The sequence below is a fragment of the Streptomyces sp. NPDC055287 genome (genome assembly GCF_053646035.1).
This window is the reverse complement of the sequence record NZ_JBSHNE010000011.1, coordinates 112,263-128,353: the sequence shown is the minus strand read 5'-3', so window position 1 is coordinate 128,353 and position 16,091 is coordinate 112,263. Positions and strand designations below refer to the sequence as shown.

14 protein-coding genes are annotated in these 16,091 nt (G+C 70.0%); 8 read left to right on the top strand and 6 right to left on the bottom strand.

Annotated elements, in window-relative coordinates:
• The first annotated feature begins 206 nt into the window (after nucleotides 1-206).
• The 3 genes from ACWIHY_RS19400 to ACWIHY_RS19390 are packed head-to-tail and all read left to right on the top strand — an operon-like array spanning nucleotide 207 to nucleotide 2,945.
• On the top strand, nucleotides 207-1,133 hold the full coding sequence (locus ACWIHY_RS19400) for an ABC transporter ATP-binding protein (protein ID WP_454376862.1): 927 nt from the start codon (nucleotides 207-209) through the stop codon (nucleotides 1,131-1,133).
• Nucleotides 1,130-1,915 carry an ABC transporter permease gene (locus tag ACWIHY_RS19395; protein WP_454376861.1) on the top strand — a complete coding sequence of 262 codons (786 nt, stop codon included), beginning with the start codon at nucleotides 1,130-1,132 and terminating at the stop codon, nucleotides 1,913-1,915. The genes ACWIHY_RS19400 and ACWIHY_RS19395 overlap by 4 nt, the downstream gene beginning before the upstream one ends.
• A 55-nt stretch (nucleotides 1,916-1,970) precedes the next feature.
• A complete protein-coding gene (locus ACWIHY_RS19390; protein ID WP_454376860.1) occupies nucleotides 1,971-2,945 on the top strand; it encodes a COX15/CtaA family protein in 975 nt (324 codons plus the stop codon).
• 31 nt (nucleotides 2,946-2,976) lie between these two features.
• Here ACWIHY_RS19390 and ACWIHY_RS19385 read toward each other — a convergent pair whose 3' ends face one another.
• The 3 genes from ACWIHY_RS19385 to ACWIHY_RS19375 all read right to left on the bottom strand — a co-directional run bounded on the left by ACWIHY_RS19385 (nucleotide 2,977) and on the right by ACWIHY_RS19375 (nucleotide 5,520).
• The gene (locus tag ACWIHY_RS19385; protein WP_454376859.1) at nucleotides 2,977-4,083 is read right to left on the bottom strand and encodes an amidohydrolase family protein; all 1,107 of its coding nucleotides are present in this window, start codon (nucleotides 4,081-4,083) and stop codon (nucleotides 2,977-2,979) included.
• Nucleotides 4,084-4,147: 64 nt separating this feature from the next.
• A complete protein-coding gene (locus ACWIHY_RS19380; RefSeq protein ID WP_454376858.1) occupies nucleotides 4,148-4,507 on the bottom strand; it encodes a hypothetical protein in 360 nt (119 codons plus the stop codon).
• 59 nt (nucleotides 4,508-4,566) lie between these two features.
• Nucleotides 4,567-5,520 carry a heme o synthase gene (locus tag ACWIHY_RS19375; protein WP_454376857.1) on the bottom strand — a complete coding sequence of 318 codons (954 nt, stop codon included), beginning with the start codon at nucleotides 5,518-5,520 and terminating at the stop codon, nucleotides 4,567-4,569.
• A gap of 330 nt (nucleotides 5,521-5,850) precedes the next feature.
• Here ACWIHY_RS19375 and tkt point away from each other — a divergent pair, with 330 nt between their 5' ends.
• The 5 genes from tkt to pgl are packed head-to-tail and all read left to right on the top strand — an operon-like array spanning nucleotide 5,851 to nucleotide 12,406.
• A complete protein-coding gene (tkt, locus tag ACWIHY_RS19370; RefSeq protein ID WP_454376856.1) occupies nucleotides 5,851-7,920 on the top strand; it encodes a transketolase in 2,070 nt (689 codons plus the stop codon).
• 36 nt (nucleotides 7,921-7,956) lie between these two features.
• Entirely contained in the window at nucleotides 7,957-9,075 is a 1,119-nt protein-coding gene (tal, locus tag ACWIHY_RS19365; protein ID WP_454376855.1) for a transaldolase, read from the top strand.
• Between the two features lie 3 nt (nucleotides 9,076-9,078).
• A complete protein-coding gene (gene zwf, locus ACWIHY_RS19360) occupies nucleotides 9,079-10,602 on the top strand; it encodes a glucose-6-phosphate dehydrogenase (protein WP_454376854.1) in 1,524 nt (507 codons plus the stop codon).
• Nucleotides 10,599-11,627: a glucose-6-phosphate dehydrogenase assembly protein OpcA gene (opcA, locus tag ACWIHY_RS19355; RefSeq protein ID WP_454376853.1), complete on the top strand. Its 1,029-nt coding sequence runs from the start codon at nucleotides 10,599-10,601 to the stop codon at nucleotides 11,625-11,627. Before zwf ends, opcA begins: the two co-directional genes overlap by 4 nt.
• On the top strand, nucleotides 11,624-12,406 hold the full coding sequence (pgl, locus tag ACWIHY_RS19350; protein ID WP_454376852.1) for a 6-phosphogluconolactonase: 783 nt from the start codon (nucleotides 11,624-11,626) through the stop codon (nucleotides 12,404-12,406). Before opcA ends, pgl begins: the two co-directional genes overlap by 4 nt.
• 70 nt (nucleotides 12,407-12,476) lie before the next feature.
• Here the strand turns inward: pgl and ACWIHY_RS19345 are convergent, their stop codons facing one another.
• Genes ACWIHY_RS19345 through ACWIHY_RS19335 form a run of 3 tightly spaced genes read right to left on the bottom strand, consistent with a single transcriptional unit; the run spans nucleotide 12,477 to nucleotide 16,059 of the window.
• On the bottom strand, nucleotides 12,477-13,349 hold the full coding sequence (locus tag ACWIHY_RS19345; protein WP_454376851.1) for a carbohydrate ABC transporter permease: 873 nt from the start codon (nucleotides 13,347-13,349) through the stop codon (nucleotides 12,477-12,479).
• The gene (locus ACWIHY_RS19340; protein ID WP_454376850.1) at nucleotides 13,346-14,719 is read right to left on the bottom strand and encodes an ABC transporter permease subunit; all 1,374 of its coding nucleotides are present in this window, start codon (nucleotides 14,717-14,719) and stop codon (nucleotides 13,346-13,348) included. Before ACWIHY_RS19340 ends, ACWIHY_RS19345 begins: the two co-directional genes overlap by 4 nt.
• Before the next feature lie 11 nt (nucleotides 14,720-14,730).
• Nucleotides 14,731-16,059 (bottom strand): ABC transporter substrate-binding protein, encoded by a 1,329-nt coding sequence (locus ACWIHY_RS19335; protein ID WP_454376849.1) that lies wholly within the window; start codon nucleotides 16,057-16,059, stop codon nucleotides 14,731-14,733.
• Between the last annotated feature and the right edge of the window lie 32 nt (nucleotides 16,060-16,091).

The window sequence follows — 16,091 nt, the reverse complement described above, 5'->3', positions numbered from 1 at the left end:
CCCCGGTGGGCTGCATCACTTAGGCACACCTAACTTGACCTGCGGAAATGATCAGGAGCGCCTTGGCGGACGCGCCGCAACCGACGGCGGGCGTGAGGCGAACAGAACGGACTTTTCGGTCACTTCGTAGGGGCTGACCAGGGGCTTTCTGCCGTTGACCGGAGCCCCCGGCCTCCGCCGCCGCCGCCCTCCCTAGACTTCCTCGCATGAGAAGCGAGCCCGTCGTCCAGGTCACAGGACTGGTCAAACGGTACGGAACCAAGACCGCCGTCGACGGCCTGGACCTGGAGGTCCGTTCGGGTGCGGTCACCGCCGTCCTCGGTCCCAACGGGGCCGGCAAGACCACCACGATCGAGACGTGCGAGGGCTACCGCAGGCCGGACGCCGGCACCGTACGCGTCCTCAACCTCGACCCGGTCGCCGACGCGGCGGAGCTCCGCCCCAGGGTCGGGGTGATGCTCCAGTCGGGCGGCGTGTACTCGGGGGCCAGGGCCGACGAGATGCTGCGCCATGTAGCGAAACTCCACGCCCACCCGCTGGACGTCGACGCCCTCATCGAGCGCCTCGGGCTCGGCAGCTGCGGCCGTACGACGTACCGGCGGCTCTCCGGCGGCCAGCAGCAGCGGCTCGCGCTGGCGATGGCCGTGGTCGGCCGTCCCGAGCTGGTCTTCCTGGACGAACCGACCGCGGGCCTCGACCCGCAGGCCCGCCGGTCCACCTGGGACCTCATGCGCGAGCTCCGTACGGACGGCGTCACCGTCGTCCTCACCACCCACTTCATGGACGAGGCCGAGCAGCTCGCCGATGACGTGGCGATCATCGACGGGGGCCGGGTCATCGCCCAGGGCAGCCCCGAGGAGCTGTGCCGCGGCGGCGCCGAGAACACCCTGCGCTTCACCGGGCGCCCCGGCCTCGACATCGCGTCGCTGCTCAAGGCGCTGCCCGTGGACACCCTGGCGGCGGAGCTGACGCCGGGGACGTACCGGATCACCGGCAAGGTCGACCCTCAGCTGCTGGCCACCGTGACCTCCTGGTGCGCCCAGCACGGCGTGATGCCGGACGGCATCTCCGTCGAGCGGCACTCATTGGAGGACGTCTTTCTCGAGCTGACCGGTAAGGACCTCCGTTCATGAGCATCGGTACGTACACCCCCCGGCCGGGAGCGGCCCCGCTGCCCCGGATGATCGCGGCGCAGACCGCCTTCGAGACGAAGATGCTGCTGCGCAACGGTGAGCAGCTGCTGCTGACCGTGATCATCCCGGCGCTGCTGCTGGTGCTGTTCTCGGCGGTCGACATCGTCGCTGTGCCTGTGGAGACCGCGGGGGGCGAGGGCAGGTCGGTGGACTTCCTTGCGCCCGGCATCCTCGCGCTGGCCGTCATGTCCACGGCTTTCACCGGGCAGGCCATCGCGACCGGCTTCGAGCGCCGGTACGGCGTACTGAAGCTGCTCGGCACCTCTCCGCTGCCCCGCTGGGCGCTGATGACGGCGAAGACGCTTGCGGTGCTGGTCACCGAGGTGCTCCAGGTCGTGCTGCTGACGGTGATCGCGTTCGGCCTCGGCTGGTCCCCGCACGGCAGCCCGTTCGCCGTGGCTCTCCTCCTCGTCCTCGGTACGGCGGCCTTCTCCGGCCTCGGCCTGCTGATGGCCGGCACGCTCAGGGCCGAGGCGACGCTGGCCGCCGCCAACCTGGTCTTCCTGCTGCTCCTCGTGGGCGGCGGCGTGATCGTGCCGCTCGACAAGTTCCCGGACGCGGTGCAGTCGGTCCTCGGTCTGCTGCCGATCTCGGCCCTCTCGGACGGCCTGCGCGACGTACTCCAGCACGGCGCGGCCATCCCGTGGGGCAACGTCGGGATCCTGGCCGCGTGGGCGGTACTGGGTCTGGGCGCGGCTGCCCGTTTCTTCCGCTGGGAGTAAGGAACGCCCGTTTCGGGACCCCCCTCGTGAATTCCTGCACAAGCCCCGTCCTACGATGGTTCCCGTGTTGACCCCCCTCGCCCTCATCGCGCGGCGCTGGACGCCCACCCCCCGTACGCTCCGGCGCGCCGCGCTCTCCGCCGTCGTGATGACCGTCTTCATCATCGTCACCGGCGGCGCGGTCCGGCTGACCGGCTCCGGCCTCGGCTGCGACACCTGGCCCAAGTGCACCGACGACAGCCTCTTCGCGACGCCCGAACAGGGCATCCACGGCGCGATCGAGTTCGGCAACCGCATGCTGACGTACGTCCTGTCGGCCGCGGTCGGCTGGGCGATCGTCGCGGCGCGGTCCACGAAGCCGTGGCGGCGCGGTCTCACCCGCCTCGCCTGGGCCCAGTTCTGGCTCGTGATGGGCAACGCCGTCCTCGGCGGCATCACGGTCTGGGCAGGCCTCAACCCCTGGACCGTCGCGGGCCACTTCCTCCTCGCCAACGCCCTGCTCACGGTCGCCCTGATCACCTGGCAGCGCACGCGCGAGGGCGACACCGCACCCCGCCCGCGCGTCCCGCGTCCCGTCCGCAAGCTGTCCTGGGCTGTCGTCATCACCTCGGGGCTGCTGATCGCCCTGGGCACGGCGGTGACCGGCTCCGGCAAGCACGCGGGTGACAGCAGCGACGTACCGCGCATGCCCTGGGACTGGGCCGACACGGCTCACCTTCACGCCGCGGCCGCCTGGGTCGTCTGCGCGCTGGCCATCGCCATGTGGCTGGTCCTGCGCGTGGTGGACGCCCCGGACGACACCCGGGCCCGCGCCCGCGATCTGCTGATCGTCCTGCTCGCACAGGGCGGCATCGGTTACGTCCAGTTCTTCACCGGGGTCCCCGAGATCCTGGTCGGCGCCCACATGCTCGGCTCGTCCCTGATGTGGATCGCGGTGCTGCGTCTGGCCCTGAGCCTGCGCGAGCGCCCGCTCGAAGCCGCCGCTTCCGTGCCCGTACGGCCCGGCTCGGCGGTCTCCGCCACCGTCTGAGCGACCGCGAGCCGGTCAGGCGCTCAGTCGGTCAGGTCAGTCCGTAGACGCGGCGGGCATTGCCCGCCGCGATCATCCCGGCGACGCGTTCGGCGTCCACCCGCGACCACGCGCCGTCGCCGACCCACCCGCCGAGCACCCTGCCCAGCGCCTCGCGGAACAGCCGCGCGCCGACGACATGCAACTCCGGCAGTCCGCGCGCGCCGCTGGAGAAGAGCAGCTTGCCGAAGGGCGCGAGCTCAAGGATCTCCGCGAGTACGGCCGCCGCCCGCGCCCCGGTGTGCGCGAGCGCGGGGCCGAGGTCGGCGTACACATGCGGGAAGACGCTCGCCAGATGGGCGGCGTGACGGTGGTACGGATAGCCGTGCAGCAGCACCAGATCGGTGCCGAGGCCCGCGGTCGCGGCGGCGAAGTCGGTGAGCAGCACCGGGTCGGTACGGTCGATGCGCAGACCGGGGCCCGCCGTCCCGGCCTGGAGCTGCAGCGGCAGCCCGGAGGCGACGGCGATCCACAGCAGGTGGCGCAGCACCACCGGATCGGTGAGGGTGCCGCCGGCCCGGCGTCCGCCCAGCCAACGCCCCACCGCCCCGCGCACCTCGCCGGGGCCCGGCGGGTGCGGCGCGAGGGCGAGGCCGTGCCGTACTCCTGCCACTGAGGTGAAGGCCACGGCGGATCCCGCCGCGCTGTGCACGGCTTCGGCGAGATTGGCGAGAAAACTGTCGACGGTGCCCGAGGTGTCTGCGACCTGCTCGGCGAGGAGTTCCAGTCGCACGATCTCGCGGGCCTGGGCCGCGCCGGCCGCGGCGATCTCCACGGGTCCGGTGAGATCGCCAGGCAGCCCGGTGTCCACCAGGTAGGTGGAGATCCCGCTGCCTCTGAGCAGTCGTCTGCCGGTCTCCAGTACGCCCAGTTCCCTGCGGCGCGCGAGGTAGCGCGCGGGCGGGCAGTGCGGTTCGAGGCCGAGCAGCGGCGGACACCAGCGGCGTACGGCGAAGCCGGTCTGGGTGTCGAAGAACGTGGTGCCGGGCGCGGGTGGCGCGGGGGTCCTGCCGAGGTAGGTCTCGAAGGTGCCGAGGCCCAGCTCCGTACGGAGCACTCCGTGGCAGTACTGGTCCACCAGGGAAGGCGTTTCGATCATCCGGGGCTCCTGTGGTGGACGTACTTCCACAGGCTCTAACGGGTGACCCCCGCGTCAGGTGTTGCTAGGCGGGCGGCTGAGCGCTCGGCGCCGGTGTGTCGGCCGGGCCGTTGGAGGGGCCGCCGACCTGGATACCGGCCATCCGGCTCCACTCGTACGGTCCCGTGCGCACCTTGGCCGCGAAGTCGCCGTCGAAGGACTCGTGGAGGGTGATCCCGGCCTTCTCGGCCGCGCTCTGCGCGACGGCGTGCGTCGGGGCCACGAGATCGCCCCAGCCGCCGTCCTCGCCGACGAGGACGATGCGGGTGCCCATCTGGCCCAGGTACGCGAGCTGTCCCTCGGCGCCGCCGTGCTGCTTGGCGAAGGCGGTGATCTCCTTGGCGAGCTTCGCCACCTTGCGCTCTGCCTGCTTCGTGTCTGCCATACCCCGATGCTACCGACGGGTAGATCGGGGGTCTACAGCAGTCCGCGCGGCGCGGGTCACTAGCGCAGGAAGGGGTCCACCGCGACCGCGACGAAGAGGAGCGAGACATAGGTGATGGACCAGTGGAACAGTCGCATCTCCTTCAGCTTGGCGCCGGTGACACCGGCCTTCGCGCGGGACTGGAGCCCGTGCGCCTCCTTGAGCCACCAGCCGCCGGCCACGAGGGCGACCGTGGTGTAGAACCAGCCGGTGTAGCCCAGCGGGGTCAGCAGCAGCGAGACCGCGACCATCACCCAGCTGTAGGCGACGATCTGGCGGGCCACGACCGTGTTCGTCGCGATGACGGGAAGCATCGGGACGCCCACGCGGGCGTAGTCCTCCTTCACCTTCATCGACAGCGGCCAGTAGTGCGGCGGCGTCCAGAAGAAGATGACCATGAAGAGGATGACGGCGGCCCAGGACATCGAGTTCGTGACGGCCGACCAGCCGATGAGGACCGGCAGACAGCCCGCGATGCCGCCCCAGACGATGTTCTGCGCGGTGCGCCGCTTGAGGATCATCGTGTAGACGACGACGTAGAAGAGGAGCGCTCCGAGTGCCAGCGCGGCGGACAGCCAGTTGACCAGGAGTCCGAACCAGAGCGTGGAGATCACGGCCAGGCTGATGCCGAAGACCAGGCATTCGGCGGGGCTGACCATGCCGGTCACGAGCGGCCGCTGCGACGTGCGGTCCATCAGCGCGTCGATGTCACGGTCGATGTACATGTTCAGCGCGTTGGCGCCGCCGGCCGACAGGTAGCCGCCGAGGCAGGTCACCAGGACCAGCCACAGGTCGGGCACACCCTGCTCCGCCAGGAACATCACCGGGACGGTGGTGATCAGCAGCAGTTCGATGATCCGAGGCTTGGTCAGTGCCACGAACGCTTTGACCCGGGCTCCGAACGGCCGATGGCCCCCCGGGCTGGGAGTCAAGGCGACCCCTGCGGGTCGGGACTCGACGGCCGTCACGCACACCCCTGACAGAGAAATTCCAGCAAGCTCCGGGCGTGAAGGCCCGGTAAAGACTTGCGCGTACCACGCCACTCTAGACGTTGCCCAGACGTCGATCTCCGCCGGGGTGGGGTCGTGTTGAGCACCGCCGCGACGGGGTCCGTACCTAGGAAGGTGAACGCCAGGAGGCGAACTCCCGCACCCGCCCGCACGCTGGGCTGTGTCGGCTTTTGTCCAAGGCCGTCCACGCTCTGGACTCGAAAAGACGGGTGTTCTCGCGGGGGTAGGCTCGACTACGCCCGGTGCGCTACCAGTCGCCGGGATTCGACATGTGGAGAGGAGCCCTGACTCAGGGTGAGCACCAAGCCGACCACCACAGATCTCGAGTGGACCGAATTGGACCAGCGGGCTGTCGATACCGTCCGCGTCCTGGCCATGGATTCCGTACAGAAGGTCGGCAACGGCCACCCTGGTACGGCCATGAGCCTCGCCCCGGCCGCGTATGTGCTGTTCCAGAAGCTGATGCGTCACGACCCCAGTGACGCGAACTGGACCGGCCGCGACCGTTTCGTCCTCTCTCCCGGTCACTCCAGCCTGACGCTCTACATCCAGCTCTACATGGCCGGCTACGGCCTCGAGCTGGACGACCTGAAGGCGTTCCGGACCTGGGGCAGCCTGACGCCGGGTCACCCCGAGCACGGCCACACGACCGGCGTGGAGACGACGACGGGCCCGCTGGGCCAGGGCATCGCCAACGCCGTGGGCATGGCGATGGCCGCCCGCTACGAGCGCGGTCTGTTCGACCCGGAGGCCGCCGAGGGCGCCTCCCCGTTCGACCACACCATCTGGGCCATCGTCTCCGACGGCGACCTGGAGGAGGGCATCTCGGCCGAGGCGTCCTCGCTCGCGGGCCACCAGAAGCTCGGCAGCATCGTCGCTCTGTACGACGACAACCACATCTCGATCGAGGGCGACACCGAGACCGCCTTCTCCGAGGACGTGCTGAAGCGGTACGAGGCGTACGGCTGGCACGTGCAGCGCGTCGAGCAGAACGCCAACGGCGACTTCGACGTCAAGGCGCTGTACGCGGCACTGAAGGCGGCGCAGGACGAGACCGAGCGCCCGTCGATCATCGCGGCGCGCACGATCATCGCCTGGCCCGCCCCGAACGCCCAGGGCACCGAGGCCTCGCACGGCTCGGCGCTGGGCGAGGTGGAGATCGCGGCCACCAAGAGCGTGCTGGGCTTCGACCCCGAGCAGCACTTCCAGGTCGACGACGACGTCTTCACGCACGTCCGCAAGGCGGGCGAGCGCGGGCGTGAGGCGCACGCCGCCTGGGACAAGCAGTTCCAGGAGTGGCGCAACGCCAACAGCGAGCGCGCCGCCACGTTCGACCGCATCGCCGCGGGCGAGCTGCCCGAGGGCTGGGAGAAGTCGCTTCCCGTCTTCGAGCCGGGCAAGGCCGTCGCGACCCGTGCCGCTTCCGGCAAGGTCCTCCAGGCGCTCGGCGCGGTCATCCCCGAGCTGTGGGGCGGCTCCGCCGACCTCGCCGGCTCGAACAACACGACGATCGACAAGACGTCGTCGTTCCTGCCCGTCGGCAACCCGCTGCCCGAGGCCGACCCGTACGGCCGTACGGTCCACTTCGGCATCCGCGAGCACGCCATGGGCTCGACGATGAACGGCATCGCGCTGCACGGCAACACGCGCATCTACGGCGGCACCTTCCTGGTGTTCTCCGACTACATGCGCCCCGCCGTCCGCCTCGCCGCGCTGATGAAGCTGCCCGTGACGTACGTCTGGACGCACGACTCCATCGGTCTGGGCGAGGACGGCCCGACGCACCAGCCGGTCGAGCACATGGCCGCGCTGCGCGCCATCCCCGGCCTGAACATGGTCCGCCCGGCCGACGCCAACGAGACGGCGATCGCCTGGCGCGAGATCCTCCGCCGCCACGACGCTCCGCACGGCCTGGCGCTGACCCGCCAGGGTGTGCCGACGTACGAGGCCAACGAGGACGCCGCGCGTGGCGGTTACGTGCTCGCCGAGGCCGAGGGCGGTCAGCCGCAGGTCGTGCTGATCGGCACCGGCTCCGAGGTCCAGCTCGCCGTCGAGGCGCGCGAGCAGCTCCAGGCGGCCGGTATTCCGACCCGCGTGGTGTCCATGCCCTCGATCGAGTGGTTCGAGGAGCAGGACCAGGGGTACCGCGACAGCGTGCTGCCGCCGTCCGTCAAGGCCCGTGTCGCGGTCGAGGCGGGCATTGCCCTGACCTGGTACCGGTACGTCGGTGAGGCCGGCCGCATCGTCTCGCTGGAGCACTTCGGCGCTTCCGCGGACGCCAAGGTGCTCTTCCGGGAGTTCGGTTTCACCGCGGACGCGGTCACCGCAGCGGCCCGGGAATCCCTGGCCGCCGCAGCGCGCTGACGCCGGTATATACGACAAGTAGGAGATGCAACTCTCATGACAGACGCACTCAAGCGCCTCTCCGACGAAGGCGTCGCGATCTGGCTTGACGACCTTTCGCGCCAGCGGATCACCTCCGGCAACCTCGCCGAGCTGATCGACCAGCAGCACGTCGTGGGCGTCACGACCAACCCTTCGATCTTCCAGAAGGCGATCTCGGAGGGCCACGGATACGACCAGCAGCTCGGCGACCTCGCCGCCCGCGAGGTCACCGTCGAAGAAGCCATCCGCATGATCACGACGGCTGACGTGAGGGACGCCGCCGACATCCTGCGGCCGGTCTTCGACGCGACCGGCGGCCAGGACGGCCGGGTGTCGATCGAGGTCGACCCCCGCCTGGCGCACAACACCAGGGCGACGACGGCCGAGGCCCGCCAGCTCGCCTGGCTGGTGGACCGTCCGAACACCCTGATCAAGATCCCGGCCACCAGGGCGGGTCTCCCGGCGATCACCGAGACCATCGGTCTCGGCATCAGCGTCAACGTGACGCTGATCTTCTCGCTGGAGCGCTACCGCGAGGTCATGGACGCCTACCTGGCCGGTCTGGAGAAGGCGAAGGCCGCGGGCCTGGACCTTTCCAAGATCCACTCGGTGGCGTCGTTCTTCGTGTCCCGCGTGGACAGCGAGATCGACAAGCGTCTCGACGTCATCGGCACGGACGAGGCCAAGGCCCTCAAGGGCAAGGCCGCGCTGGCCAACGCCCGGCTGGCGTACCAGGCGTACGAAGAGGTCTTCTCCTCGGACCGCTGGGCCGCCCTGGACAAGGCCAACGCCAACAAGCAGCGTCCGCTGTGGGCCTCGACCGGCGTCAAGGACCCGTCGTACAAGGACACCCTGTACGTCGACGACCTCGTCGCCCCCGGCACGGTGAACACCATGCCCGAGGCCACGCTGGAGGCGACCGCCGACCACGGACAGATCACGGGCAACACGATCGCCGGTACGTACGAGCAGGCGCGCGCCGAGCTCGACGCCGTCGAGAAGCTCGGGATCTCGTACGACGACGTGGTGCAGCTGCTCGAGGACGAGGGCGTCGACAAGTTCGAGGCGTCCTGGAACGACCTGCTCAAGTCGACCGAGGCGGAGCTCAAGCGCCTCGCCCCTTCGGAGGCCTAAAAATTGTCCAGCAGCAATCCGCTGCGTGACGCTCAGGACCGACGGCTCCCGCGTATCGCGGGGCCGTCGGGCCTGGTCATCTTTGGCGTCACGGGCGATTTGTCACGTAAAAAGTTGATGCCTGCCGTCTACGACCTGGCCAATCGCGGCCTGCTGCCGCCGGGCTTCTCGCTCATCGGCTTCGCCCGACGCGACTGGGAGAACGAGGACTTCGCCCAGGTCGTCCACGACGCCGTCAAGGAGCACGCCCGCACGCCCTTCCGCGAGGAGGTCTGGCAGCAGCTCATCCAGGGCATGCGTTTCGTCCAGGGCGACTTCGACGACGACAACGCGTTCGAGACACTGAAGTCGACGATCGCGGAGCTCGACAAGGCGCAGGGCACCGGCGGCAACTTCGCCTTCTACCTGTCCGTGCCCCCGAAGTTCTTCCCCCAGGTCGTCCAGCAGCTCAAGAAGCACGGGCTGGCCGACCAGAAGGAAGGCTCGTGGCGGCGCGCCGTCATCGAGAAGCCCTTCGGGCACGACCTGGCCTCCGCGCAGGAGCTCAACCGGATCGTCCACGAGGTCTTCCCGGCCAACGAGGTTTTCCGGATCGACCACTATCTGGGGAAGGAGACGGTCCAGAACATCATGGCGCTGCGCTTCGCCAACCAGATGTTCGAGCCGCTCTGGAACCGGTCGTACGTCGACCATGTGCAGATCACGATGGCCGAGGACATCGGCATCGGCGGCCGCGCCGGCTACTACGACGGCATCGGCGCCGCCCGCGACGTCATCCAGAACCACCTTCTCCAGCTGCTCGCGCTGACCGCCATGGAGGAGCCCGCCTCCTTCGAGGCGGACGCGCTGGTCGCCGAGAAGACCAAGGTGCTGGGCGCCGTCAGACTTCCGAAGGACCTGGGCCTGGAGACCGTCCGCGGGCAGTACGCGGCGGGCTGGCAGGGCGGCCAGAAGGCCGTCGGCTACCTCCAGGAAGACGGGATCGACCCCAAGTCGAAGACCGACACCTACGCCGCGGTCAAGCTGGAGATCGACAACCGCCGCTGGGCGGGCGTCCCCTTCTATCTCCGTACCGGCAAGCGCCTGGGCCGCCGCGTCACCGAGATCGCGGTCGTCTTCCAGCGCGCCCCGCACTCCCCCTTCGACCACACGGCCACGGAAGAGCTGGGGCAGAACGCCCTGGTCATCCGCGTCCAGCCGGACGAGGGTGTCACGGTCCGCTTCGGCTCCAAGGTGCCGGGCACCTCGATGGAGGTGCGGGACGTGTCGATGGACTTCGCGTACGGCGAGTCCTTCACCGAGTCCAGCCCCGAGGCGTACGAGCGTCTGATCCTGGACGTTCTGCTCGGCGACGCCAACCTCTTCCCGCGTCTCGAAGAGGTCGAACAGTCCTGGCGCATCCTCGACCCGATCGAGGAGTACTGGGACAGCCACGGCAAGCCCGCGCAGTACCAGGCCGGTACCTGGGGCCCGGTCGAGGCGGACGAAATGCTCGCACGAGACGGACGGAGCTGGCGTCGGCCATGAAAATCGACCTGACGGACACCACGTCCAGCAAGATCAACAAGGCTCTGGTCCAGGGCCGCCGCGCCATCGGCACCCCGGCCGTGGGCATGGTCCTGACGCTGGTCATCGTCACCGACGAGGAGAACGCGTACGACGCGCTCAGGGCGGCCAACGAGGCCTCCCGCGAGCACCCTTCGCGCACCCTGGTCGTCATCAAGCGGGTCTCGCGTTCGCCGCGCGACCGTTCCAAGGCACGCCTCGACGCGGAGGTGCGCGTCGGAGCGGACGCGGGAACGGGCGAAACGGTAGTACTGCGGCTGTACGGCGAGGTCATCAACCACGCCCAGTCGGTGGTGCTGCCGCTGCTGCTGCCCGACGCTCCCGTGGTGGTGTGGTGGGCGGTCCACGCGCCGCTCGACCCGGCGAACGACCCGCTCGGCGCGCTGGCGCAGCGCCGTGTCACGGACACGTACGCCGCCGAGCACCCGGTGCAGGAGCTGACGTCGCGCGCCGAGGCGTACACGCCGGGCGACACCGATCTGGCCTGGACGCGCATCACGCCGTGGCGCTCGATGCTCGCGGCCGCGCTGGACCAGGTGGAGTGCGAGGTCACCTCGGTCGAGGTGGAGGGCGAGGAGTTCAACCCGAGCGTCGAACTGCTCGGGATGTGGCTCGCCGACCGGCTGGGCGTACCGGTGAAGCGTGCCGTGTCGTCCGGTCCGGGCCTCACGGGCGTGCAGATGGAGACCAACTGCGGGCCGATCAGGCTGGGCCGGTCGGACGGTTCCCTGGCGTCGCTGTCCATCGAGGGGCAGCCGGACCGCGCGGTGGCGCTCAAGCGGCGGGAGACCGCCGAGCTGATCGCCGAGGAACTGCGCAGGCTGGACCCGGACGACACGTACGCCTCGGCGCTGAAATTCGGTGTCGAGCGGCTCGGGGAGCAGGGCGGGAAGGACAAGGCGCAGCCGGAGACGGACAAGCCTGCGGCCGCTCCGGCGAAGAAGGCGGCTTCCGGCCCGGCTTCGAAGAAGGCGGCGTCGAAGTGAGAGCACCTCAGCTTGTCGTCCACCACGACAAGGAACTGATGGCTCAGGCCGCGGCGGCCCGGCTGATCACCAAGCTCGTGGACGCGCAGGCCACCCGCGGCTCGGCCTCCGTCGTCCTGACGGGCGGCCGCAACGGCAACGGCCTGCTGGCCGCGCTGGCCTCGTCCCCCGCGCGGGACGCGGTCGACTGGGCACATCTGGACCTGTGGTGGGGCGACGAGCGCTTCCTCCCCGAGGGGGACCCCGAGCGCAACTACACCCAGGCGCGCGAGGCGCTGCTCGACGCGGTGCCGCTGGACCCGGCCCGGGTGCACGCGATGCCGGCTTCGGACGGGAAGTTCGGCGACGACGCGGACGCGGCAGCGGCCGGGTACGCCGAGGAACTGGCCTCGGCGGCAGGGTCCGAGGACCACGGCCCGGTGCCGACGTTCGATGTGCTGATGCTCGGCGTGGGTCCTGACACCCATGTCGCTTCACTGTTCCCGGAGCTGCCGGCCGTTCGCGAGACGGAGCGCACGGTGGTGGGCGTCCACGGCGCGCCCAAGCCCCCGCCCACCCGCATCACCCTCACGCTGCCCGCGATCCGTGCGGCGCGTGAGGTGTGGCTCCTGGCGGCCGGCGAGGACAAGGCGAACGCCGCGGCCATGGCCCTGTCGGGCGCCGGGGAGATCCAGGCTCCCGCCGCCGGAGCGTACGGCCGCCGCCGCACGCTGTGGCTGCTGGACGACGCGGCGGCCTCCCGGCTTCCGCGCGCGCTGTACCCTCCGGCTTCGCCCTGACGGGGAGTCACTGCCCATGACGAAGGCCCGGACCGCCTCACGGCGGCCGGGCCTTCGTCATGTCGCGCGGTTACTTGACGGAGCCCGCCATGACGCCCTGGACGAAATGGCGCTGGAAGGCGAAGAAGACGGCCACCGGCACGACCAGGGAGAGGAACGCGCCGGGCGCCAGCACATCGATGTTGCTGCCGAACTGCCGTATCTGGGACTGGAGTGCCACCGTGAGCGGCTGCGAGGCGCTGTCCGCGAAGAGCAGGGCGACCAGCATGTCGTTCCAGACCCACAGGAACTGGAAGATGGCCAGGCTGGCGAGGGCGGGACGCCCCACGGGCAGCACCAGCTGCGCGAAGATCCGCCACTCGCTCCCGCCGTCCATCCGCGCCGCCTCCAGCATCTCGCGCGGGATCTCCGCGAAGTAGTTGCGCAGCAGGAAGATGGCGAACGGCAGCCCGTACGCGACGTGGAACAGCACGACGCCAGGGATGGTCCCGAAGAGCCCGAGCTGTCCGAACAGCTTGGCGACCGGCAGCAGACCGACCTGGACCGGCACCACGAGCAGCGCCACGACCACCAGGAAGAGCGCGTCACGGCCGGGGAACTCCAGCCAGGCGAAGGCGTACGCGGCCAGCGCGGAGAGTACGACGACCAGCGTGGTGGCGGGCACCGAGATCAGCACGGTGTTCCAGAACGCCTGCGTGATGCCCGTATCGGCCAGCAGCGTGCTGTAGTTGTCGAACGAGAGCTGTCCCGGGCCGGTCAGCGCGGTCCACCAGCCGCTGCCCGCGTTGTCCCGCTCGGAGCGCAGCGAGGACAGGAAGAGCCCGGCCAGCGGTGTGATCCAGATCAGCCCCACGACGACCAGCACCGCCTGGACGACTCCGCTGCTGAGTCTGCGGGTCAGCCGCGCGGGCCAGGCCTGGCGCTTGTCAGTGACGACACTCATGACTGACTCCTGCGGAAGCGGCGGACGTTGAAGAGCATGGCGGGCACGACGAGCGCCAGCAGGAGCACACCGAGCGCGCTGCCGAGCCCCTGGTCCTGGCCGCCGCCGAAGGACACCAGCCACATCTGGGTGGCCAGTACGGTGGCCTCCTCCTGCACCGGTCCCGGCGCGATGATGTAGACGAGGTCGAAGACCTTCATCACGTTGATCACGAGGGTCACGAAGACCACGGTCAGCACCGGGGCGAGCAGCGGCACGGTGATCCTGCGGAAGATCTGCCACTCGTTCGCGCCGTCCATCCGGGCCGCCTCCAGGGTCTCCCGGGGCAGGGCGGAGAGCCCGGCGCCGATGAGCACCATCGCGAAGCCGGTCCAGATCCAGAGGTACGCGCCGATGATGGCCGGCGTCACCAGGGCGGGGCCCAGCCAGGAGATGCCCTCGTACGGCGGAGCGAAGTTCTGTGCGGGCAGCCGTACTTCGTACGAACCCGCTGCCAGGTCCGGGAAGCGGAACGAGCCGTCCGACGCGGTCGTGGCCCGCGCGGCCACCTTGTCGCCCTGCACCGCCTCGACCGTCATCCGCGGCAGTCCGCGCTCCTTCGGGTCGACCTTCCCCTGCTCGCCGCCCCCGCCGGGGGTGAAGTCGAGGTAGACGACACCACGCACCTCGTCCGGCGCAGCTTCGGCCGTCGCCGCGCGCCCGGCGGGTACGGCCCCAGCGGGCAGCTCGTCCGGTCGTACGCCGACCAGTCCGAGGGTGACGGTGTCCCCCGGACGCGTCTCGTCGGTCGTACGGAAGGAACCGTCACCTGCCTTCGCGAGCCCCTGGCCGTCGCGTGCGCGGGCAGTGGGGTAGGAGGAGGCGTCCTGGAACGTGTCGTGTACGCCCACCGCCACCGCGTTGAGCACACCCCGGTCGGGGTCCTCCTCGTACGCGAGCCGGAAGATGATGCCCGCGGCGAGAAAGGAGACCGCCATGGGCAGGAAGAGCAGCAGCTTGAAGGCGGTGGCCCAGCGGACCTTCTCGGTGAGTACGGCGAGGATCAGCCCGAGTCCGGTCAGCAGCGTGGGCGCGATGACCACCCACAGGGTGCTGTTGCGGATGGCCTTGAGCGTGGCCGGGTCGCGGAACATCTCGGTGTAGTTGTCGCCGCCGACGAAGCGGGTGCCCGTGGCGTCGAAGAAGCTGCGTCCTACGGAGAACAGCATCGGGTAGACGACCAGTACGCCGAGCAGCAGCAGGGCGGGGAGGGCGAACACCGCGGCGACGAACCACCGGCGCCTGGTGGCGCTGCGCCGGGGACCGGCGGGCGGCGGACCGGCTGGTGACGGGCGGGCGGTGGCCGGCGAGGGGCTGGTGAGGGCGGTCATGGCTGTCGCCCTCAGTTCTTGAAGGCCTTGGCCGCCGCGGCTTCGAGCGCGGCCGCGGTGCCCTTCGGGTCGGAGGGGTCGCGCAGGAAGTCCTGGAGGATCTTCCACTCGCCCATGCCCTTGGTGCCGCCGAAGGCCGCGGGGGCCTGGTCGGACATGTCGAAGCGGACAGTGTCACCGGCGTCGACGAGCGACTTCGCGATGCTGCGCGCGGTGTCGTCGCCGTACGCGGAGGGGTCCACCTTCTTGTTGGGCGAGAGGAAACCGCCCTCGGCTGCCCAGACTTCGGCGGCCTCGGGGGTGGCGAGGTAGTCCATGAGGGCCATGGCGGCCTTGCGGTTGCGGCCGTCCTTCAGGACCACCGCCGCGTCTCCGCCGCTGACCACCGGCGCCTTGCCGCCGTCCACGGCCGGGAAGGGGAAGAAGGTCGCGTCCTCGCCGACCTTCCGGCCGTGCTCCTCCTTGGCTATGGAGCCGACGAAGTCGCCCTCGAAGACCATCGCGGCCTCGGGGTCGGCGCCGAAGACCTGCCCGACGGAGCTGGGGAAGTCGGTGCTCAGCGCGCCCGGCCGGCCGCCCGCGACGAGGTCCTTGCCGGAGAACAGCTCGCCCAGGGTGGTGAGCGCCTTGACGACGCTCGCGTCGGTCCATGGCAGCTTGTGGGAGGCGAGCCGGTCGTACTTCTCGGGTCCCGCCTGGGAGAGGTAGATGTTCTCGAACCAGTCGGTGAGCGTCCAGCCGTCCTCTCCGGCGACCGCGAAGGCCGGCAGTCCGGAGTCGGCGACGGTCGCGGAGCTCTTCAGCAGCTCGGCGTACGTCTTCGGCGGCTTGACGCCGGCCTGGTCGAGAGCGTCCGGGCTGTACCAGACCGTCGACTTGTGGGCGGCCTTGAAGTAGAGGCCGTAGAACTGGCCGTCGACGGTGCCGTAGTTCTTCCAGACCGGGGCGAAGTTTCCGGTGACCGTCTGCTCGGTCTTCTTGCCGAGCGGCTGGAGCCATCCCTTCCGGGCGAACTGCTTCAGTACGCCGACCTGAGGCACCATCACCACGTCGGGGGCGTTGCCGCCCTCGATCTTGCTGCCGACGACGGTGGAGACGTTGTCGCCGGTGGAGATGAACTCGACCTTGGCGCCGGTCTTCTCGGAGAAGGCGTCGAGCACCTTGCGGAAGTTCTTCTGTTCCGTGCCGGACCAGACACCGGCGACGGCCACCTTGCTGCCGTCGAGGTTCTGGCCGCCGCTGCCGGCGGGGGCGACATCACCGCCACCGCACGCGGTGGCGCCGAGGGCGAGGGCGAGCGCCGAGGAGCAGGCTGCCACAGTCCGTCGCTTCAGTCTCATCATGGCTGTTCCTTCCAAAGGGGTGGAAAGGG